The 21863-nt window shown below is 65.2% G+C and carries 17 protein-coding genes, 1 pseudogene and 1 riboswitch; of the genes and pseudogenes, 13 read left to right on the top strand and 5 right to left on the bottom strand.

Translation table 11 applies throughout. The annotated features are described in order from the left end of the window. Positions 1 to 79: 79 nt before the first annotated feature. A complete protein-coding gene (locus ACSSV4_RS05900; RefSeq protein ID WP_454274062.1) occupies positions 80 to 1525 on the top strand; it encodes an aldehyde dehydrogenase family protein in 1446 nt (481 codons plus the stop codon). A gap of 302 nt (positions 1526 to 1827) precedes the next feature. Here ACSSV4_RS05900 and ACSSV4_RS05905 read toward each other — a convergent pair whose 3' ends face one another. Together ACSSV4_RS05905 and dapE are read right to left on the bottom strand one after the other, a co-directional pair. Then, a complete protein-coding gene (locus tag ACSSV4_RS05905; RefSeq protein ID WP_454274063.1) occupies positions 1828 to 2415 on the bottom strand; it encodes a TIGR04282 family arsenosugar biosynthesis glycosyltransferase in 588 nt (195 codons plus the stop codon). An 8-nt stretch (positions 2416 to 2423) separates the two neighbouring features. Then, positions 2424 to 3575, bottom strand: a complete 1152-nt coding sequence (gene dapE, locus ACSSV4_RS05910; RefSeq protein WP_454274064.1) for a succinyl-diaminopimelate desuccinylase — start codon at positions 3573 to 3575, stop codon at positions 2424 to 2426. 364 nt (positions 3576 to 3939) lie between these two features. Here dapE and ACSSV4_RS05915 point away from each other — a divergent pair, with 364 nt between their 5' ends. Next, a complete protein-coding gene (locus ACSSV4_RS05915) occupies positions 3940 to 5520 on the top strand; it encodes a Hint domain-containing protein (protein ID WP_454274065.1) in 1581 nt (526 codons plus the stop codon). Position 5521: 1 nt separating this feature from the next. Further along, positions 5522 to 6613, top strand: coding sequence for a Hint domain-containing protein (locus ACSSV4_RS05920; RefSeq protein WP_454274066.1), 1092 nt, complete (start codon positions 5522 to 5524; stop codon positions 6611 to 6613). 45 nt (positions 6614 to 6658) lie between these two features. Here the strand turns inward: ACSSV4_RS05920 and ACSSV4_RS05925 are convergent, their stop codons facing one another. Further along, positions 6659 to 7702, bottom strand: coding sequence for a patatin-like phospholipase family protein (locus ACSSV4_RS05925; RefSeq protein ID WP_454274067.1), 1044 nt, complete (start codon positions 7700 to 7702; stop codon positions 6659 to 6661). A gap of 307 nt (positions 7703 to 8009) precedes the next feature. Continuing rightward, positions 8010 to 8118: riboswitch (guanidine-I (ykkC/yxkD leader) on the top strand. Positions 8119 to 8217: 99 nt separating this feature from the next. On the opposite strand from ACSSV4_RS05925, the gene ACSSV4_RS05930 reads away from it, so the two are divergent. The 5 genes from ACSSV4_RS05930 (at position 8218) to ACSSV4_RS05950 (ending at position 12724) form a co-directional block, all read left to right on the top strand. Continuing rightward, positions 8218 to 9282, top strand: a complete 1065-nt coding sequence (locus ACSSV4_RS05930; protein ID WP_454274068.1) for a putative urea ABC transporter substrate-binding protein — start codon at positions 8218 to 8220, stop codon at positions 9280 to 9282. 41 nt (positions 9283 to 9323) lie between these two features. Further along, on the top strand, positions 9324 to 10136 hold the full coding sequence (locus tag ACSSV4_RS05935) for an ABC transporter permease (protein WP_454274069.1): 813 nt from the start codon (positions 9324 to 9326) through the stop codon (positions 10134 to 10136). Continuing rightward, a complete protein-coding gene (locus ACSSV4_RS05940) occupies positions 10133 to 10900 on the top strand; it encodes an ATP-binding cassette domain-containing protein (protein ID WP_454274070.1) in 768 nt (255 codons plus the stop codon). Before ACSSV4_RS05935 ends, ACSSV4_RS05940 begins: the two co-directional genes overlap by 4 nt. Before the next feature lie 96 nt (positions 10901 to 10996). Then, complete coding sequence (locus tag ACSSV4_RS05945; protein ID WP_454274071.1) at positions 10997 to 12268, top strand: agmatinase family protein; 1272 nt, start codon at positions 10997 to 10999, stop codon at positions 12266 to 12268. A gap of 3 nt (positions 12269 to 12271) precedes the next feature. Beyond that, positions 12272 to 12724: a hypothetical protein gene (locus ACSSV4_RS05950; RefSeq protein WP_454274072.1), complete on the top strand. Its 453-nt coding sequence runs from the start codon at positions 12272 to 12274 to the stop codon at positions 12722 to 12724. Positions 12725 to 12757: 33 nt separating this feature from the next. On the opposite strand, the gene ACSSV4_RS05955 is transcribed toward ACSSV4_RS05950, so the two are convergent. Further along, positions 12758 to 13528, bottom strand: a complete 771-nt coding sequence (locus ACSSV4_RS05955) for a DeoR/GlpR family DNA-binding transcription regulator (RefSeq protein ID WP_454274073.1) — start codon at positions 13526 to 13528, stop codon at positions 12758 to 12760. Beyond that, a complete protein-coding gene (locus ACSSV4_RS05960; protein WP_454274210.1) occupies positions 13525 to 14295 on the bottom strand; it encodes an inositol monophosphatase family protein in 771 nt (256 codons plus the stop codon). Before ACSSV4_RS05960 ends, ACSSV4_RS05955 begins: the two co-directional genes overlap by 4 nt. 190 nt (positions 14296 to 14485) lie before the next feature. Here ACSSV4_RS05960 and ACSSV4_RS05965 point away from each other — a divergent pair, with 190 nt between their 5' ends. From ACSSV4_RS05965 to ACSSV4_RS05985, 5 genes and pseudogenes are all read left to right on the top strand, one after another. Continuing rightward, positions 14486 to 15418: an ABC transporter substrate-binding protein gene (locus ACSSV4_RS05965; RefSeq protein WP_454274074.1), complete on the top strand. Its 933-nt coding sequence runs from the start codon at positions 14486 to 14488 to the stop codon at positions 15416 to 15418. Positions 15419 to 15545: 127 nt separating this feature from the next. Continuing rightward, positions 15546 to 16558, top strand: a pseudogene (locus tag ACSSV4_RS05970) (quaternary amine ABC transporter ATP-binding protein). Next, positions 16558 to 18549 (top strand): ABC transporter permease, encoded by a 1992-nt coding sequence (locus ACSSV4_RS05975; RefSeq protein WP_454274075.1) that lies wholly within the window; start codon positions 16558 to 16560, stop codon positions 18547 to 18549. Before ACSSV4_RS05970 ends, ACSSV4_RS05975 begins: the two are co-directional and overlap by 1 nt. Further along, on the top strand, positions 18546 to 19421 hold the full coding sequence (locus ACSSV4_RS05980) for a phosphotransferase (protein WP_454274076.1): 876 nt from the start codon (positions 18546 to 18548) through the stop codon (positions 19419 to 19421). Before ACSSV4_RS05975 ends, ACSSV4_RS05980 begins: the two co-directional genes overlap by 4 nt. A gap of 9 nt (positions 19422 to 19430) precedes the next feature. Next, complete coding sequence (locus tag ACSSV4_RS05985; protein WP_454274077.1) at positions 19431 to 21863, top strand: GcvT family protein; 2433 nt, start codon at positions 19431 to 19433, stop codon at positions 21861 to 21863.

A 21863-nucleotide genomic window follows, 5' to 3' on the forward strand; every position in this document is an offset into this window, starting at 1 on the left:
ACGTCCGCCCCTCGCGGGCCCGTGTTGCACGTCGCACCCCAAGGGGCATCCGTGCCGAGATCACCAGTCGGAGAGACCCATGCCGCTAGCCTTGCCCATCGACTCCGCGCAGATCCTGATTGACGGCACATGGCGTCCCGTGTCCGACACGCTGCCCGTCGAGGACCCCTCCACCGGGCAGGACATCGGCCGTATCGCGCGGGGTGGTGCGGACGATATCGACGCGGCGGTCGTTGCCGCGCAGGCCGCACTTGGCGGTGCATGGGGCCGCTCCACGGCGGCAGAGCGCGGTCGGCTGCTGGCCCGGCTGGGGCAACTGGTCGAGGCGCATGAGGATCTCTTTACCGAGGTCGAGGCGCGCGACGTCGGCAAGCCGCTGACGCAGGCCCGCGCCGATGCCCGGGCGCTCGCGCGCTACTGCGAGTTCTACGGCGGGGCGGCGGACAAGGTGCATGGCACCACCATTCCCTATCTCGACGGCTACACCGTCTACACATTGCGCGAGCCGCATGGCGTGACAGGCCATATCGTGCCCTGGAACTACCCGATGCAGATCATCGGGCGTTCGGTCGGGGCGGCGCTTGCCATGGGCAATGCCTGCGTGCTGAAACCGGCCGAGGATGCGAGCCTGACGGCGCTGCTTTTCGCGCATCTGGCACAGGAGGCGGGGTTTCCGGCGGGCGCGCTCAACGTGGTGCCTGGGCTGGGGCGCGAGGCGGGGGCCGCGCTCTCGGCGCATCCCGCCATCCAGCATCTGAGCTTTACCGGCTCGGTCGCCACCGGCTCGGCGGTGCAGATCGCGGCAGGGGCCAATGTGGTGCCGGTGACGCTGGAACTGGGCGGTAAATCCCCGCAGGTGGTGTTTGCCGATGCCGATCTCGATGCCGCGCTGCCGTTTCTCGTCAATGCCGGGTTGCAGAACGCGGGCCAGACCTGTTCGGCCTCCTCGCGCATCCTGGTGCAGCGCGCGGTGTTCGACGAGGTGGCGGCGCGCATGGCCGAGGCCTACAGCGCCAAGCGGATCGGCCCGGCGATGCAGGATCCGGGGATCGGCCCGTTGATCAACGCCACCCAGAAAGCCCGCGTCGAGGGCTATCTTGACCGGGCGGGCGACCTGGCGGTCATAGGGCAGGCGGTGCCGGGGGACGATCTGCCGGCGGGTGGGCATTACGTGCCCGCGATGCTGTTCGGCCCTGTCACGCCCGATCACCCGCTCGCGCAGGAGGAAATCTTTGGCCCGGTGCAGGTGATGATCCCGTTCGACACCGAAGACGAGGCCATCGCCATCGCCAACGGCACCGATTACGGCCTTGTCGCCAGCGTCTGGACGCGCGACGGGGCGCGGCAGATGCGGCTTGCGCGGGCGCTGCGGGCGGGGCAGGTGTTCGTCAACAATTACGGAGCTGGCGGTGGTGTCGAACTGCCCTTTGGCGGGACCGGCAAATCCGGCCATGGCCGCGAGAAGGGGTTCGAGGCGCTTTACGGCTTCTCGACGCTCAAGACGGTAGCGGCGCATCACGGGTGAGAGGGGCCGCGTCGATTAGGGCCTTTACCAGCCGTTGACGGTTTCAGAGATTAGCCGCGCGGTGCGCGACCGCCGGGTGGGCGCATCAACCTCGGTGGACCGCACTTTATGCCAGCCAAACACGTTTGCGTTTTCAATGGCTTGATACGTTGCAAAAGCGCCCGCCCGAGGGGGCGGTCGGGCGCTGCGCGGCGGTGCCTGCGGCACCTTGATTCCGCGCATTGGTGCTGCACCTGAACGGCAGCAACAGGCCAATCGCCCCCTCTATTCAGCTGCGCGGACACTCACCGTCAGAGCGGCGTTCATGGCCTCTGCACCGCCCGCAGATCGGCGGCGGTGTCGATGTCGCGGAGCCGGTCGGTCAGTGCGATACGTTGGCCGTCAAGGCTGTCGATGGTATCCTGCAGCGCGTGCTCGGTCGACCAACGCACCCCTTGAAACAGTCCGGTCGGCACCCGGCCGGTGCGGCGCAAGCCGATCAGCCAGAACCCGCCATCATGCGCCGGGCCGAGCACCGCGTCGTGCCGCCCGAGCGCGGTGAAGGCGCGGGCGACATGCACGCGGCGAATGCCCAGGATATCCGCCCCGACGATGCAGACCGGCCCCGGCGGTGCGCTGCGCAACAGCCGCCCCATGCGGTCCCCCAGATCGCCCGGCCCTTGCGGGAGGCGCGGCAGATGCGCAGGCCAGACGCGGCTTTGCAGGCCCGCGCGGTCGGGACTGACGGCGAGGCTCAGATGCCAACGGGGGTCGTCCACCTCGCGCAGGAGCCGCGCCACCTGATGGCGAAACCACCACGCCGCCGCCGTCATGCCGATATCGCGCCCGAGCCGGGTCTTGACGCGCCCGGGGCGCGGTTCCTTGACCATGACGATCAGCTGCCGCCGCATCCGGTGCATCAGGCGAAATAGTCGCGCAGGATACGGCTATAGATGGCCTTGAGCTGGTGAATCTGCGCCACCTCCACGCGCTCGTCGACCTGGTGCATGGTCTGGCCGACAAGGCCGAATTCCACCACCGGGCAGTGATCCTTGACGAAGCGCGCGTCCGACGTGCCGCCGGTGGTCGAAAGTACCGGCACCACACCGGTTTCGGCCTCGACCGCGCCCGCCACCAGATCGGAGAGCGGGCCGGGCGGGGTCAGGAACGACTCGCCCGAGACCTGCACCTGCATCGCGCCCGTGACGCCGAATTCCTCAGCCACGCGGTCGATCTCGGCTTGCATCCATTGGCTGAGGCTGGCGCTGTCATGGGCATCGTTGAAGCGGATATTGACCGTGGCGCGGCATGCGGCGGGGATCACGTTGGTGGCCCGGTTGCCGGTGTCGATGGTGACCACGGCCAGCGTCGAGGGATCGAAATGCGCGGTGCCTTCATCGAGGCTGTGCGAGGCGAGCCGGTCCATCAGCCGCGCCATGGCGGGCAGCGGGTTGCAGGCGCGGTGCGGATAGGCGGAATGACCCTGTACCCCGGTGATCGTGATCCACGCCGACAGCGAACCGCGCCGCCCGATCTTGATCATCTCGCCCATGCGCTCGGGGCAGGTGGGCTCACCCACGAGACAGGCGCTCATCCGTTCGCCCTGTGTGTCCATCCAGTCGAGCAAGGCGGTGGTGCCGTCCACCGCGTCGCCTTCCTCGTCCCCGGTGATGGCGAGGATCAGCGCGCCCTCAGGCGGGGTTTCGGCCACGAAATCCACCGCCGCCGCGACAAAGGCAGCGACGCCGGACTTCATGTCTGTGGCCCCGCGCCCGTAGAGCACGCCGCCTTTCTCGACGGCGCCGAAGGGCGGCATCGACCATGCCGCCTCATCGCCTACGGAGACCACATCGGTATGGCCGTTGAAGCCGAAGCTGCGCGCCGCCCCCTTGTCGCCCCACCTTGCAAAGAGATTGCTGACCCCGCCGCGATCCACCCGGGTGCAGGCAAAGTCGGCGCCGCTCAGCACCGTTTCGAGCAACTGCAACGCGCCGCCCTCTTCGGGGGTGACCGAGGGGCATTTGATCAGTTCGGCTGTCAGGTGCGCGGGATCGAGCGGGGAATGCGGCATGGTTGGTGTCCTGTAAGAGCAACGTTCCCGACCGGATAGCGCGGATCGCGCCCGACCGCAAATCCTGCACCCGTGGCCGGTTTGCAAGGGTGATGCCGCATCACACGAATAAACCTTAACTTCGCTGGAAGATTTTGGTATCAAAAGGCAGTCAATAAAAAAACCCGAGGCAGGGCAAGACAGACTTACGGGCCGGAAGATCCGAAAAAGGACGAAGATCCTCAAGGACGAAGGCTCCCATATCCGGGCAGTGTCGCGTGCCGACAGGCAAGGCGCGCGTTCTCGGCCATTCAGGATCGGACGGCCCACTTGGGGGTCGTGAAGTGCTGCGTCTGCGCTGCCTCTCGAAGAGGTGGGGCAGGATATGGTTGCAGGCAGAGAATTACCGATCGACGACAGAGCGTCTGCCGTGGAAATGGCCGAGACGATCTTTGGCGAGGGCGTCACGGTCATCGGGGCCTCATACACGGGCGACCGTGACAGTTCGGGCATCTATTCCAATGGCAACAGCATTTCGCCGGGAGTGACACCGAGCGACACGGGGGTGATCTTCTCGACCGGCGACCTCAACGGGTTCACCAACAACAACTTCTTCCAGTCGAACCAGAGCGCCAGCACCACGACCTCGTCAAGCGGGCCGAACAACGTGGCCGACTTCAATGCCGCAGCCGGCGCGCAGACCTTTGATGCGTCCTTTCTCGACGTCGATTTCATTCCGACCGGCGATGTGATGACGATGCAATTCGTCTTTGCCTCGGAGGAATATCCCGAATTCGCCGTGGGCGCGTTCCAGGATTTCTTTGGCGTCTGGGTCAACGGCAATCTTGTGCCGCTCAGCGTGGGCGATGGCGATATCGACCCCAACAACCTCAATGCCGGGTCGAACGGCAACCTGTTCATCGACAACACGCAGGATCAGTTCAACACCGAGATGGACGGGTTCACCGCGACGCTGACGCTGACCATGCCGGTGAATGCGGGCGAGGTGAACTCGATCCGGATCGGTGTCGCCGACGTGACCGACAGCAATTACGATTCCACGGTGCTGATTGCGGCCAACAGTGTACAGACCACGCTGGTCGCGGGCGATGACACGACCACGCTGTTTCCCGATGGCTCGCGCACGCTCGACCTTCTGGCGAATGACATCAACAACACCGCCGGAACGCTGACGATCACGCATCTGAATGGGAAGGCGGTCTCGGCGGGCGATATCGTCACGCTCAACTCCGGCCAGCAGATCCAGCTCAACGCCGACGGTACGGTTGAAATTGTCGGCGATGGCGATACCGAGCTGTTCAATTTTACCTACAAGGTCGAAAGCAGCACCGGGCAGACGGATGTAGGCTTTGTCACCGTGGATTCGGTGCCGTGTTTCGTGGCGGGCACCCTCATTCGCACGCCGGGCGGTGAAGTGCCGGTCGAGGCGCTGCTGCCGGGCGATCTGGTGCTGACGCAGGATGACGGCGCGCAGCCGCTGCGCTGGATCGGGCGGCGCAAGGTGATGGCAGTGGGAGAGTTCGCGCCCATTCGGATCTCCGCCGACACCTTCGGTGTGCATCGCGAATTGCTTCTCTCGCCGCTGCACCGGGTGCTGATCCGCGACAGTCTGGCGGAGTTGCTTTTCGGCGAGCGCGAGGTGCTGGTGGCGGCGCGCGATCTGGTCAATGACCGCTCCGTGCGGCGGGTCGAGGGTGGCGAGGTGGAATATGTGCATATCCTCTTTGATCGGCATCAGGTGGTGTTTTCCGAAGGGTTGGCGACCGAAAGCTTCCTGCCGGGGCCGCAGACCGCGCAAAGTTTCGAGGCCGAGATCGTCGCGGAAATCTGCGCGCTCTTTCCCGAAATCGACCCGGAGACCGGCGCGGGCTACAGCCCGGCCGCGCGGCGCACGCTCAAGCGATACGAGGCGCGGCTGCTGATGACCTCCGCGCACGCGGCCTGAGATGGGCTGGATCGCCGTCACCGATCAGAGCGGCGGACATTTCATGCCGCAGGGTCTGGGAGTGCGCCCGGACGCGGGGGCGGCCCTGCCGGAGACGGATGCGTTGATGCCTCGCGGCACGCTGATGATCGAGACGCGCCCGGCGATGGAGCCGCGGCCACAGACCCTGCTGTCGTTCAGCCGCAGCCACCCGTGGCGCGGCAGTTTTTCGGTGCAGGCGCTGCCCTCGGGCGGGATCACCGTGATCGAGACACAGGCGGATGACATCCGCCATGCGACGCTGCCGTACCGGCTCGATGATCGCACCGATTGCCTGCGCCTCACCTATAGCTGGGATGCGCCCGCACGCTGGGCGCGGCTCTCGGTCGAGCGGCCGGATGTGTTCGGGGTGACCTCGATGGCCCTGCCGCCGCCGCATCCGATTCCGCTGGCGGATATGCGCACGGTGTTCACCGATCCGCGCCAGCGGGTGATGGACCGCGAGGTGATCTTCGCGGCGCTGTCATCGCGGATTGAACCGGTGGGTCCGATGCCGGGGCTGAGCGCCACCGTGCCGGTGCTCACGCCCGGCGGTTATGTGGCGGCGGGGCGATTGCGACGGGCCGATCAGGTGCTGACCATCGACGGTGCGCCGGTCCCGGTCCTGCAAAGCCTGAACCGCCGGGTTCCCGCGCTTGGCTGTTTTCGGCCGGTGCGGTTGCGGGCGCCCTATTTCGGCCTGCGCCACGATATCATCGTGGCCCCGCACCAGCGCCTAGTGATCCGCGGTTCGGAGGTGGAATACCTGTTCAATTCCGAGGCCGTGCTGGTGCCCGCGCGCCATCTGGTCAACGGATTCTCGGCACTTTTCGCCGAGAGCCCGATGATGGTGAGCTACCACAACCTGCTGCTGCCGGGACACGAGGAGATCGACGCCGCCGGAACCCAGACCGAGAGCCTCTATATCGGGCGGTTGCGGCGCAAGCCGGATCTGGTCGGATGCAGCGTTCTGGCGGCCTGCGACCGGGCCCGCCTGCCGGAACACCCCAAGCCGCTCTGGCCGGTGCTGAAACCCTATGAGGCGATCACGCTGGCGATGAACCGCGCGGCATAAGGCGAGGCTGTGCAGAGGCCACCCGGCATCGTCCGCGCGCCCAGGTCAGCCCTGATGTTCGGCGCCGATCCCCTGGAACATGGTGCGCAGGTCGATGGTGCTGTCGACACCGATCTGGTCGAAGCAGTCGTCGAGCCAGGTTGCCGCCGTCTCGCGCCCGATATCGCGCAGCCGCGTGAGGAAGGCCCATTCGACATTCATCTTGGACGACGCCCCGATCGGTTTGAGCGCGTCTTCGTTCTGGATCAGGTGGACCTTGACGGGACGGTAGTGATCGGTCGAAAGCTTGCCCTGCGCGATCAGCCGGTCGACGAAGTCGATGGCGCGCAGCTCTTTCAGCAAGCTGGCGTTGAAGCTGATCTCGTTCACCCGGTTCTCGATCTCCTGCGCCGAGCGCGGCACGCCCTTGCGCTCGATCGGATTGATCTGGACGACCACGATGTCATCGGTGCCGGTCTTGCCATAGAGCGGAAACAGCGCCGGATTGCCCATGTAACCGCCATCCCAATAGGGCACGCCGTCGATTTCCACCGCGCGGTAGATATGCGGCAGGCAGGCCGAGGCCATGACCATGTCAGCGGTCAGATCCTCGCGCGGGAAGACCTTGACGCGTCCGGTCTCGACATTTGTGGCCGAGACGAACAGTTCGAAGGCGGTGCATTTGCGCACCATCTCGAAATCAATGCTCTCCTCGACCAGATCACGCAGCGGATTGATGTTCATCGGGTTGAGTTGGTAGGGCGAGGCGACGCCGGTCAGCGCGTTCATGAAGTGGTAGAACGGGTTGTTTTCCAGCCCCCAATTTCCGGTCAGCCGGTCCATCGGCGTGCGTTGCAGGGGCGTGTGACGGGCGCTGGAACTCATCGCGCGCCAGAACTGGTCGAGCGCGGCGCGCGCGCCTTCGGGCCCCGCCCGGGTATAGCCATCGGCGAGCGCCACTGCGTTCATCGCGCCCGCCGAGGTGCCCGAGATGCCCGCGATCCGCAGGCTACCATCCTCGAGCAGATAATCGAGCACGCCCCAGGTGAAGGCCCCGTGCGCGCCGCCGCCCTGCAGGGCGAGATTGATCGGTTTGGGGGTCTTCGGCATGGGCATCCCTTTCTGCTGCGTCGCGGCATGTTTCCACGCATAGCCGAAATCCGCGCGCAGCCATAGGGGGAATGCCTCGCAGAGGTGTCACGGGTCTGTGTGGCAGCCGGGTCATGCCCGCTCTGTCGGCACCGCAGGAATTTCGGTCGAGCTGCGACAGGGTGCCGTTCGGCGATTTGGCCATTTCGCGCCGGATTTCGCGCCAGACCGCGTGCGATCAGCCCAAAAAACGCGCACAGGGCCCCGTCCATTCGGGATCGTGCCCCGCAGCGCTTGCCCTGTCACAGGTGGCGACGCTTTGCTCAAGGCGCAGGCCGCTTAGGGTTCCGCCCGCAGATGCGGGGTCTGGTCCGAGAAGCGGCACCCGCGCGGCAAATTCCGCGACGGGCACACGGCGGGGCAAAATCCCGGGAGAGTTTCCTGCGCAGGTTTCGTCCGCGCCCGATGTCCATGTTCCGCCTGCGGTGCGAAAACCTTCAGTCACTTCGGCGGGACGCATCACGGGAGACTTACGCATGAAGACATCCCTACTCACAGCGACCGCGCTTTCGGCAGGGCTTTTGTCGGCGATGGCGGCGCCCGCCGTCGCGCAGGAAAAGACCGAGTTCAAGCTGGCCTGGTCGATCTATGTCGGCTGGATGCCCTGGGGGTATCTCGAGGACAGTGGCATCATGGACAAATGGGCCGAGAAATACGGCATCACCGTCGATATCGTGCAGATCAACGATTACGTGGAATCGATCAACCAATACACCGCCGGTGCCTTCGACGGGGTGTCGGCCACCAACATGGACACATTGTCGATCCCCGCAGGCAGCGGCGTGGACACCACCGCGCTGATCGTGGGGGATTATTCCAACGGCAATGACGCGGTGATCCTCAAGGGCGAGGGCGGTATCGCCGATCTCGCGGGCAAGTCGGTCAACCTGGTGGAATTGTCGGTCTCGCATTACCTGCTCGCACGCGGGCTCGACAGTGTCGGGCTGTCCGAGGCGGATCTGGCCGGGGTCATCAACACCTCGGATGCCGACATGATCGCCGCCTATGCCACCGCCGACGTGCAGGCGGTCGTCACCTGGAACCCGCTGGTGTCGGAAATCCTGGGCTCGAATCCCGAGGCCAATGCGGTCTTCGACAGTTCGATGATCCCGGGCGAAATCCTCGATCTGATGGTGGTGAACACGCAGACGCTTGCGGATAATCCCGATTTCGGCAAGGCCGTGGCGGGGGCCTGGTACGAGGTTATGGGCCTGATGAAAGCGGGCGACGAGGCTGTGCTCACTGCGCTCGCCGAGGCTTCGGGCACCGATCTTGACGGCTACAAGGCGCAGCTTGCGGCGACCCAGATGTTCTATGACCCGGCGGGTGCGGTGGCGCAGGCGAGCGCCGAGAGCCTGCCCGCCACGATGACCGGAGTGGCTGAGTTCCTCTTCGACAAGGGCATACTGGGCGAGGGCGCACCGAGTGCCGATTTCGTCGGCGTGGCCTATCCCGACGGGTCGGTCTCGGGCAACCCGGACAATGTGAAGTTCCGTTTTGACGCCACCTATATGCAGATGGCCGCCGATGGCGCGCTCTGATCCAGGGGGCGGCCCGCGATGGTGGCGGGCCGCCTGAGCCCATGCGCCTGATCAACCAAAGGCCCCCGCGCCCGATGGTGGCGCTGCTCGTTGCGCTGCCCTTCGTGCTGGTGCTGATCGCCTATGGTGTGGCCTCGGACATGCGCCTTGCTGTGAACCCGGCGGACAAGCTCTTGCCCGCGCCCGCCACCATAGCCGAGACCGCACAACGCCTCTTTACCCAAGGCGACCGGCGCACCGGCGAGATCCTGTTGTGGAAGGATACCTGGGCCTCGCTGGCGCGGTTGTTGGGCGGGGTCGGCATCGCGGCCGCGCTGTCGCTGAGCTTGGGCATGGTGATCGGGCTTTTGCCGATTGCGCGCACGATGCTGTCGGGGTTTGTCGCGGTGGTGTCGATGGTGCCGCCGCTGGCGCTGCTGCCGATCCTCTTCATCATGCTGGGCCTGGGAGAGCTGTCCAAGGTCGTGCTGATCGTGATCGGGATCACGCCTTTCATGACGCGCGATCTGGCGCAGCGCGTGCTGGATATTCCGCATGAACAGATGGTCAAGGCGCAGACGTTGGGGGCGTCGTCGCTGGTAATCGCGCTCCGGGTGGCGCTGCCGCAGGTGCTGCCCCGGCTGATTTCCAACATCCGGCTGTCGCTGGGATCGGCCTGGCTGTTTCTGATCGCCGCCGAGGCGGTGGCCTCGGATGTGGGGCTTGGCTACCGGATCTTCCTGGTGCGCCGGTACCTGGCGATGGATGTGATCCTCACTTACGTGATCTGGATCACGCTCCTGGCCTTCGTTCTGGACTGGCTGCTCAAGACCCTGTCGCGCCGCGCCTTTCCGTGGATGGAGGCGGGGTTGTGAGCTTTGTCACTGTCTCGAATGTGTGGCAGGACTATGGCGGGCGGTCGATCCTCGAGCGCGTCAGCGTCAGTGTCGAGAAGGGCGAGTTCGTCTCGATCGTGGGCGCCTCGGGCTGTGGCAAATCCACCTTCCTGCGCCTGCTGCTGGCCGATGAGCGCCCCGCGCGCGGCGAGATCCGCATTGATGGCGGGCATCCTGCGCAAGAGCCCAATCCCGAACGCGGCGTGGTCTTTCAGCGCTATTCGGTGTTTCCGCATCTCACCGTCCGCGAGAACCTGATCGCGGGCGAGGGCTTTGCCACAATGCTGGGCCGCTTGCGCGGGGCGCGCCGTCGGGCCGCTGGCGCGCGCGCGGATGCGATGCTGGAACGGATCGGCCTCGATCAGGTGGCGGATCACTTTCCGGCCGCGCTCTCGGGCGGCATGCAGCAGCGGCTGGCCATCGGTCAGGCGATGACCGCGCGCCCCCGCGTGCTGTTGCTGGACGAGCCGTTCGGCGCGCTCGATCCCGGCACGCGGGTTGCGATGCACGAATTTCTGACCGAATTGCAGCACGAGACCCGGATGACCGTCTTCATGGTCTCGCACGATCTGGAAGAAGCGTTCAAGCTGGGCGACCGGGTTCTGGTCTTCGACAAGCCGCGCCGAGACCCGCAGGACCCGGCGCTTTTTGGGGCCACCATCACCTATGATTTCGACGCCCGCAATGGCGGTATCCCGTTCCAGAACCTGCTGGAGCGATACCCGTCGCTGGCCGCCGGATGATCTTTGCCGATCTGCGCCGCCGGGCCCCGCAGATCGGCCCCGCCGAGGCCCGGAAACCGCCCCGCGCATAGCGGGGCACAAGACGAGGAGAACCCGATGATGGTCTCGCACCCCACCCGCAGCCGGACGCACCATCCGCGCGACATAGCCGAACGCCATGCCCTGCGCGAGCGCTGCGCGCATCACCCCGATCTGACCAAGCTGGCAGGCTGGACGGCGATGCAGAAGGAGCAGGACCTGCCCGAAGGCCGCTGGGACGAGGAGCGCCGCTGGGCCCTGCGCATGGGGCTGACCGGCGCGGATTCGATCGAGGACCGCTCGATCCCCACATTCGCACGCGGTGAGTTGCCGCATTTCGCGGGCATCAACACCTTTCTCAAGGCGCCCTATGTCGAGGACGTGCAGGAGGTCGCCTATTACGATGCGACCGTGCTGGGTATTCCGTTTGACGGTGGCACCACCTACCGGCCCGGCACCCGCTTCGGGCCGCAGGGGGTGCGCAAGATCTCGGCGCTCTACACGCCCTACAACTATGAGATCGGCGTCGATCTGCGCGAGCAGATGACGCTGTGCGATGCGGGCGACGTGTTCACGATCCCCGCCAATATCGAGAAGAGCTTTGACCAGATCAGCCGCGCGGTGAGCCATGTGTTCAGTTCCGGCTCGCTCCCCATCATGATCGGCGGCGATCATTCGATCGGCTTTCCCTGCGTGCGCGGCATCGCGGACTGCACATCGAAGAAGATCGGGATCGTGCATTTCGACCGCCACGCCGACATCCAGGAAAAGGATCTCGATGAGCGGATGCACACCACGCCGTGGTTCCACTCCACCAATCTGCCCAACGTGCCCGCGATGAACCTGGTGCAGATCGGCATCGGCGGATGGCAGGTGCCGCGCGAGGCGGTCAAGGTCGCGCGCGAGCGACACACCAACATTATCACCATGGGCGACATGGAGAAGATGGGCATCGACAAGACCATCGAGATGGCGCTCGAAATGGCCTGGGACGGGGCCGACATGGTCTACATGTCCTTCGATATCGACAGCATCGATTGCGGTTTCGTTCCCGGCACCGGCTGGCCCGAACCGGGCGGCTTTTTGCCGCGTGAGGCGCTGGCGCTCGCCTCGGGCGTCGCCGCCGAGGGGATCTGCGGGCTGGAACTGGTCGAGGTCTCACCGCCCTATGACACCTCGGACATCACCGCGCTGATGGGCACGCGTGTGATTGTCGATGTGCTGGGCGCGCTGGTCTCGCATGGCAAGCTGGGCGCGCACAAGAGGCATATCGACAAGCCGGTGTCGCTGCCCTTCGGCGAATTCGAGGGCAAGCGCTGGTCCAACGACAAACCGCATGAGGTGGGATGAGCCATGCCGCATGATCACCATCCCCACCCGCATCCCCACGACCACCCCGCGCAGGGCGCGGGGCACAATCACGCCGACGGCCATCACCTGCATTCGCATATGGAGGCGGGCGACGAGGCCGCCGATATCCAGATCCTCGCCACCCAGTTCATCGAGGGCTTTGTGCAGGCGCGCGACAAGTTCAGCTTTCTCAAGCTGGCCGGTGTGCCGTTCGAGCGCCCCTCGGCATCAGGCGCGAAGGCGCTCAAGCTGATCGACGTGGAGCTGAAAACCGAATGGCAGGTGGGCACCGCGTCGCCCTCCTTCGGGTCGCGCGAGTTGTCCTATCTGCCCTTTCCAGGCGAGATGGTGCGCGAGCGGACCAACTTGAGCCTTGTCTACGTGTCGATGGAGGAAAAATCCCTGCTCGACATTCGCGACTTCCTGCTCCAGCGCAAACGCGACAACGCGCTGTGAGGCGCGATGCCCGTCACGTGATGCAATACCCGCTCAGCCTGCGACGCGGATGTCGAGATGCGCCAGCGGCGCGCGGAAGGCGTCCGGCGGCTCCAGATCGGTCACAAGGATGTCGCCCTCCTTGAGATCCGGCTGGCGCAGCGCCGGTTTGCGGTCCTGCGGCTGGAACTTGGAGGCATCGACCGCCATGATCGAGCGCCCGGCGCTGGCCATCATCGCACAGGCCATGTCGACCTCGCACTGCTCATGGACCAGAAAGCCGTTCTCGGGATGCGCCATCGAGGCCGAGAGCACGCAGTAATCGACCTGCGCCCGCTCCACCACCTGAAAGGCGGAGCGGTCGAACGACGCGCCGTCATGATCGCGCAGTTGCGTGCCCGCCATCGACACGTTGTTGCCTGGAATCATCGCCAGCGTGCTGGCGACGAAGGCGGAATTTGTGACAATGGTCAGGTCGCGCCGGTTGCGCAGCATCTGCGCGATGAAGGCCGAGGTCGAGCCGGTGTCGATGGCGAGACTGTCGCCGTCTTGCACGATCGTGGCCACGGTGTTGGCGATGGCGACCTTGGCCTCGCGGTTGAGGTTCATCCGCGACAGGAAGGGCGGATCGAGCGCCGATTTCGTGGAGACAAGCGCGCCATGCACCTTGCTGAGCGCGCCGCGTTCGGCCAGCGGGCGGGTGACGCGGCGGATGGTCTGGTCGGACACGCCCATGATCTGTGACAGTTCCTGTACGGTCACGGTGCCCATCATGTCGACCCGGCGCAGGATCTCTTCGCTGTATTTCGAGGTTGGCGAGCTCATGGTTGAACCATCTCCAGCAAGTCCGCGTGCAAGTCGGGCGTCGCGGCGGTGAGGGTGCGGCCGTCGGAGTAGAGCGTCAGGGGCTGCCCCTGCCAGTCCGTCATCACCCCGCCAGCCGCCTCGACCACCGCCGCCACCGGAAGGTAATCATAGGGCTGAAGACCGTAATCGACCACCGCATCGGCATGTCCGCTTGCCACGAGGGCGTGCGGGTAGCAATCCGCGCCGAGCCTGCGCAGCGCCCCCGCCCTCACCAGCCGGGCGAATTGCAAGGGGGCGTCGACGGCCATCCGGTCGGCCTCGTTCAGAAACAGCCGCGCGGAGGAGAGGTCGCGGCAGGCGGAGACGGTGATGGGGGTGCCATTCAGCGTGGCCCCGGACCCGCGCGCCCCGGCGTAAAGCTCGCCCAGGGCGGGCATGTTGATCACACCCAGTTGCGGCGTGCCATCGGACAGATAGCCCAGCAACATGCCAAAGAGCGGCAGGCCGGTGATGAAAGAGCGGGTGCCGTCGATCGGATCGACGATCCACATGTCGTCCTGCGTGCCGGTCTGGCCGAACTCCTCGCCGAAGATGGTTTCGCCGGGAAAGGCGTCCAGAAGCGCGGAGCGGATTGCCTGCTCGGTCTCCTGATCGGCGATGGTGACCGGGCTGTCATCGGGTTTGGACGCCACGTCGAGCGGGTGCCGGAAATGCGCCATCGCTACGGCAGAGGCTGCGGCGGCAATCTGCCGGGCGGTGTCAAGACGGCGGTGCAGGTTTGCCATGATCACGTTCGTATCCCTTACTCACCTGTCTGATGTGCCCCGATCCCGGGCGCTTCGCAATCTAAAACAACAAAATGATAAGATGTTTGTTGATTTTTGTTGATTTTGTTTGGGGTTCTTGTTGAATGAGTGGATCAAGCCGATGCCACGCACCCCAACCAGAGCAGCGGCAGCCATAGGGAGAATACTTATGAAACATTTGTCCGTGCTGACCGCAGCCTGTCTCGCGGTGACGCCCGCGCTGGCCCAGGATTCAAGCGAGCCGATCAAGCTGACCCTGCATGACTGGTCGGGCCAGCTCATCACCACGACGCTGATGGGCGAGGTGCTCGAAGAGGCGGGCAACAACGTGGAATATGTGCAGGCCGATTACATCGCGCAATTTGCCGGGCTGAAAACTGGCGACCTGCATCTGGCGATGGAGATCTGGGAAACCACCGGGCGCGAGGCGCTGGACGAGGCCGTCGGGTCGGGCAATGTCGTGAACATGGGCGAGACGGGCATGATCGCCATCGAGGAATGGTGGTATCCGGCCTATATGGAAGAGCGGTGTCCTGGTCTGCCGGACTGGCAGGCGCTGAACGATTGCGCGCAGGAATTCGCCACCGCAGAAACTGCGCCAATGGGCCGCTACCTCGGCGGGCCGGTCACCTGGGGCGGCTTTGACGAAGAGCGCATCGAGGCGCTTGAGCTGGATTTCGAGGTTGTCCATGCGGGCACCGATGCCGCGCTCTTCGCCGAGTTGGAGTCGGCCTATCAGCGACAGGATCCGATCGTGCTCTGGGTCTATGCGCCGCATTGGGCCCCGGCGAAATACAAGGGCAGCTTCATCGAATTTCCGCCCTATTCATCGGAGTGCTATAACGATGCGTCGGTCGGCCTCAATCCGAACGCCGCCTATGATTGTGGCAAGCCGACCGGGCCGATCTGGAAGGCGGCCTGGGCCGGCTTGCCCGAGCAATGGCCGAATGCCGCCAAGGTCATCGAGAATTTCAGGATTTCGAACGAGGACATGGGCGCGATGGTCGCCGATGTCGATCTGAACGGCAAGTCGGTAGAGGAGGTCGTCGCCGCCTGGATGGCCGACAATGAGGCCACCTGGAGAGGCTGGATCGCGCAGTAACCGCGTTTTCCGACGGGCGCGCCCCGGTGCGACCGTCATTTCCCGATGTCTGTAACAGGTCGGTTTCACGTCGGCAAAGTGTCGGTGATCCGTGAAGGCCGCGCCCGAGATCTGCCCCGAGGCCTGCATGACCACATCCGTCATTCTCGATTGCCGCCATGTCTGGAAGCTCTACGGCGCGGGCGCCGGGGCGCTTCTGGCCGAGGGCCGGGTGCCCGATGCCGATGCGCTGGCGCAGGCCAATGTGATCGGCGCTGTGCGCGACGTGAATGTACAAATCCATCAGGGCGAGATTTTCGTCATCATGGGCCTGTCGGGCTCGGGCAAATCGACGCTGGTGCGCTGCCTGTCGCGGCTGGTGGAGCCGACGGCGGGCGAGATCGAATTCGACGGGCGCGACCTTCTGCGCGCCTCGGAGGCGGAGCTGATCGCAATCCGCCGCAAGAAGATGGGCATGGTGTTTCAGCAATTCGCCCTGATGCCGCATCTGACGGTTCTGGAAAACGTCGCCTTCCCGCTGGAAATTCAGGGCGTCGACCGCGACACGCGGCAGCAGAGCGCGCGCAAGGTCATCGAACTGGTGGGCTTGCAGGGCCGCGAGGACTATTACCCGCGCGAGCTGTCGGGCGGGCAGCAGCAGCGCGTTGGCATCGCCGCAGCCTGGTGGTGGAGCCCGACCTGTGGTTCCTCGACGAGCCGTTCTCGGCGCTCGATCCGCTCATCCGTCGCGAGATGCAGGATGAATTCATCCGCCTGCAGAACATGCTGAAAAAGACCATCGTGTTCATCACCCATGATTTCGACGAGGCCATTCGACTCGCCGACCGGATCGCGGTGATGAAGGACGGCATGATCGAGCAGATCGCCACCCCGGAGGAGCTGGTGCAGAACCCGGCCACCGACTATGTGGCCGACTTTACCCGCCACGTGGCGCGCGCCAAGGTGATCCGGGCGCAAAGCCGGATGGAGCCCGCCACCGCCGAACGCTTTGCCGGGGATGTGGCCCATGATGCGACCATCGAGGCCATCGCCGACAAGGTGGAGCGCGCCGATGCGCCGCTGCGGGTGGTGAAGGATGGCGCGGTGATCGGGCAGATCAGCGCGCGCGCGGTGATCGACGTGCTGGTCGGGCGCGGCTGATGCAGGGCCTGCGTCGCCATATCACGCGCGGTCGGCTGCTCTGGCTGGGGCTGTTCGGGGTCACCTGGGCGCTGTCGCACTATTCCTTCCAGATCTACAAGGCGCTGGATGCACGCTGGATCATCCGGTTTCCGAGCCGGTTTCAACTGAACCTCGATACCGCGATCAGCGGCTTTCTCGACTGGTTGGTCAATACTGCCAATTTCTGGCTGTTCACCTTCCGTGATCTGACCCGCGCCATCGCCTGGGTGATCGAACAGCCCTATCAGTTTCTGCGCAACCTGCTGATCGAGGGGTTTCAGTCCGGTCTTGGACAGGAGGCGGTCCAGATTGCCCCCTCGCTGAGCTGGATCGCGGTGATCGCGATGGCCGTGGCCATCGGCCACTACGCCCGCGACTGGGGGCTGGCGGCGCTGGTGGGCGCGTGTTTCCTCTATCTGGCGGTGTTCGGGCAATGGGACAGCGCGATGATCACGTTGGCCTCGGTTCTGGTGGCGGTGCCCATCGGGGCGGCCGGGGGGCTGGCGCTGGGCATTCTGGCCTATCGGAGCGCTTGGGTCGAACGGCTGCTGCGCCCGGTGCTCGATCTGATGCAGACGGTGCCGGTCTTTGCCTATCTGGTGCCGATCCTGATCCTGTTCGGGTTTGGCCCGGTCGCGGCGCTGGTGGCGACGGTGATCTATGCGATGCCGCCGATGATCCGGGTGACGATCATGGCCCTCAAGGGCGTGCCGGAGGAGTTGCTGGAGGCGGGCCGGATGATGGGGGCAACGCGGCGTCAGATGACGTGGAAAGTGCTGGTGCCCTCGGCCACGCCGATGCTGATGGTGGGTGTCAATCAGGTGATCATGCTGACGCTCAACATGGTGATCATCGCCTCGATGATCGGGGCCGGGGGGCTGGGGTTCGACGTGCTGGCGAGCCTGCGGAAACTCGATATCGGCGGCGGGATCGAGGCGGGGCTGGCCATCGTGGTGATGGCCATCGCCCTCGACCGGGCGAGCCAGGCCTTTGCCGAGCGGCGGATGACGCATCGCCGTCACGGCTCGGTCCTGGAACGCCATCCGCGCAGCGCGATTGTGCTCGGGGTGCTCGTTGCGACCTTCCTGCTGGGTCAGGTGATCCCGGCGGTGCAAAGCTATCCCGACGCGTGGAAGATCAGCACCGGGCCGTTCTGGTCGGACGCGATGGAATGGATCAACGTCAATTTCTTCGATACGCTGGAGGCGATCAAGACGGCGCTGCTCAAGGCGGTGCTGCTGCCGGTAAAGAAGTTCTTTGCGGGCATCCCGTGGCTCTGGGGCATCCTTGCGGCCGGGGTAATCGCCTGGCGGGCTGCGGGCTGGAAGATGGGGGTCGTGGCGGCGCTGATGATGGGGTTCATCGCCGCGTCGGGCCTCTGGGGTGAGGCGATGGTGACGCTTTACCTGTGCGGTGTCTCGGTTGTCATCGCGGTGCTGATCGGCACGCCCCTGGGCATCTGGGCCGCGCAGCGCCCGGGGGCGGGGCGGATCATCCTGGGGCTGATGGACACGCTGCAGACGCTGCCCTCCTTCGTTTACCTGATCCCGGTGGTGATGCTGTTCCGGGTCGGCGATTTCAGTGCGATGATCGCGGTCGTGCTTTATGCGCTGGCCCCGGCGGTGCGCTATGCGGCGCATGGCATCCGCGAGGTGCCGCCGCAACTGCTCGAGGCCGGGCGCATGGCAGGTTGCACCCCACGCCAACTTCTGTGGCGGGTGAAGCTGCCGCTCGCAGTGCCGCAGCTTTTGCTCGGGCTGAACCAGACGATCATGCTGGCGCTGTCGATGTTGGTAATCACCGCGCTCGTGGGCACCCGCGATCTGGGGCAGGAGGTCTACATCGCGCTGACCAAGGCCAATGCGGGGCAGGGGATCGTGGCCGGGCTGTCAGTGGCGTTCATCGCGATCATCGCCGACCGGATCGTGCATGCGCTGTCGGACAATCAGAAACGGAGGCTGGGGTTGTGAGCCAGGATGCCATCGCCCGCGCGCAGGCGCTGCCGTGCTTCGATCAACCGACGCAGATCGAACCGCTGAGCGGCGGCATCACCAATGTCAATCTGCGCGTGACCGATGGCGACCGGCGTTTTGTCGTGAGACTGGGCGAGGATATTCCCGAGCATGGCGTGCTGCGATGGAATGAGCTGGTGCTCAGCCGCGCGGCGCAGGCGGCGGGGATTTCGCCTGCCGTGCATTACCACGAACCCGGCGTTCTGGTGCTGGAGTTCATCGAGGCCCGGACGTTCACCGAGGAAATGGCCCGCGATCCGGCCAATGTGCCGCGCATCGTCGATCTATTGAAGACGACGCACCATGCCTTGGGCGCGCATCTGACCGCGCCGGTGCTGGCATTCTGGCCGTTTCAGGTCAATCGCAGCTATGCCACGCGCCTGCGCGCCGATGGCTCGCCCCATGCCGCGCGGCTGCCGGACCTGATGGCGCAACTCGACAGGCTGGAGCGTGCCACCGGCCCGGTTACGCTGGTCATCGGCCATAACGATCTGCTGGCCGCGAATATCCTAGATGACGGCACGCGGCTGTGGCTGATCGACTGGGAATATGGCGGGTTCAACACGCCGCTCTTCGATCTCGCCGGGCTGGCGGGCAATAACGGGTTTACCGAGGCGCAAGAGCGCTGGATGCTGGAACAGTATTTCGAGGTGCCCGCCGACGCCCATTGGCGCGCCTATCAGGCGATGAAATGCACCTCTCTGATGCGCGAGACGCTGTGGTCGATGACCTCGGAACTCCATTCCGACCTAGATTTCGACTATGCCGCCTACACCGCCGAGAACATGGCGCGGCTCAACGCCGCCCTGCAAGACTTCCAAAACGTTTAGGGACACATCATGACACTGCCTTCTTCTGCCAAGACCCTCATCATCGGTGGCGGTATCATCGGCTGCTCGACCGCCTATCACCTCGCGCAGATGGGGCAGGAGGTTCTGTTGCTGGAAAAGGCGGCGCTGACCTCGGGCTCGACCTGGCACGCGGCGGGGCTGGTGGGGCAGTTACGTTCCAACGCCAATATCACGCAGCTTCTGGGCTATTCGATCGAGCTTTACAACAAGCTGGAGGCCGAGACCGGACTGGCCACCGGATGGAAGATGAATGGCGGTTTGCGGCTGGCCTGCAACGACGAGCGCTGGACCGAGGTGAAGCGGCAGGCCACGACGGCGCGATCCTTCGGTCTCGAGATGCAGTTGCTGCGCCCGCAGGAGGCGCAGGATCTCTGGCCGCTGATGGACATCTCCGATATTGTCGGTGCGGCGTTTTTGCCCACTGACGGGCAGGCCAGCCCCTCGGACATCACCCAGGCCCTGGCCAAGGGGGCGCGGGCCAAGGGCGCGGTCCTGCGCGAAAACACCCCGGTCACGGCGATCCTGACCGAACGCGGCAAGCTCGTCGGCGTGCGGACGGCCCAAGGCGATATCGCCTGCGAAAAGCTGGTGCTGTGCTGCGGGCAATGGACGCGCGATCTGGCGCGCAGCATCGGTGTGACCGTGCCGCTGGTGTCGGTGGAGCATCAATACATGCTGACCGAGCCGTTCGGCGTGCCGTCGGACCTGCCCACCCTGCGCGACCCCGACCGGCTGACCTATTACAAGGAAGAGGTGGGCGGTCTGGTGATGGGCGGGTATGAGCCAAACGGGATTCCCTGGGCACAGGATGGCATCCCCGATCCGTTCGACTTCCAGCTTCTGCCATCGGACTTCGATCATTTCGAACAGCTCATGGAACTGGCGCTGCCGCGCGTGCCGAAGCTGGAAAGCGTGGGCGTCAAGCAGCTGATCAACGGGCCGGAAAGCTTTACCCCGGACGGCAATTTCATCCTTGGAGAGGCACCGGAAATGGCCAATGTATTCATCGGCGCCGGGTTCAACGCCTTCGGCATCGCCGCGGGCGGCGGGGCGGGCATGGCGCTGGCCGAATGGGTGGCGACGGGCGCGCCGCCCTATGATCTGTGGCCGGTCGATATTCGCCGCTTCGGCCGCCCGCATACCGATGCCGACTGGGTGCGCACCCGCACGCTGGAGGCTTACGGCAAGCATTACACCATGGCCTGGCCCTCGGAAGAGCATGAGAGCGGGCGCCCCTGTCGCCGCTCGCCGCTTTATGACCGGCTGAAATCCGCAGGTGCGGTGTTCGGGGAAAAGCTGGGCTGGGAACGGCCCAACTGGTTTGCCGAGGCGGGTGAGGCGGCGCGCGACGTTTATACCTTCGGCAAACCCAACTGGCACGACGCGGTCGGGCGCGAACACCGGGCGGCGCGCGAGGCGGCGGTGCTGTTCGATCAGACCTCGTTTGCCAAGTTCATCCTGCAAGGCCCCGATGCCGAGGCCGCCCTGCAATGGATCGCGGCGAACCGGGTGGACCGGCCGGTTGGGTCGATCATCTACACACAGATGCTCAATGACCGCGGCGGGATCGAATGCGACCTGACTTGCGTGCGCACCGGGCATGACAGCTATTACATCGTCACCGGCACCGGCTTTGCCACCCATGATTTCGACTGGATCCGCCGGAATATTCCGCAAGGCATGAACGCGCAGCTTGTCGATGTGACCTCGGCCAACGCGGTGCTGTCGCTCTTTGGCCCCAAGGCGCGCGAGATCCTGGCGGCGGTGACCCGCGCGGATGTGTCGAACGCGGGCCAGCCCTTTGCCACCGCGCGCCGCATCGGCATTGCCGGTTGTCCGGTTCTGGCGCTGCGGATCACCTATGTGGGCGAGCTGGGCTGGGAACTGCACCTGCCCACGGAATATGCGCTGACGGTCTATGACGCGCTGCACACGGCGGGGGCGGGGCACGGGCTGCGCAATGCCGGATACCGCGCCATCGAGACCTTGCGGCTGGAGAAGGGCTATCGCGCATGGGCCGGTGATATCGGCCCCGATCACACCCCCGACGAGGCGGGTCTGGGCTGGGCGGTCAAGATGAAATCCAACATTCCCTTCAAGGGCCGCGAGGCGGTGGCGGCGCAGCGCGAAACCGGGATAGGCAAGATCCTCGCCACCTTCACCACCGGCGGCGACACCATCCTGTCGGGGCGCGAAACCATCTATCGCAACGGCGAGCGGTGCGGCTGGCTCTCGTCGGGCGGCTATGGCCATACGCTGGGCCGGTCCATCGGCATGGGCTATGTGCGCGCCTCCGAACCGATTGACCGCGATTACGTTCTGCGCGGCACCTATGAGCTGGAGGTCGCGACCGAACGGGTGCAAGCCGAGGTCACGCTCGACCCGCTTTTTGATCCCGGCATGGACCGGGTGAGGGGCTAG

The sequence above is a fragment of the Roseovarius sp. MBR-154 genome, assembly GCF_053628595.1.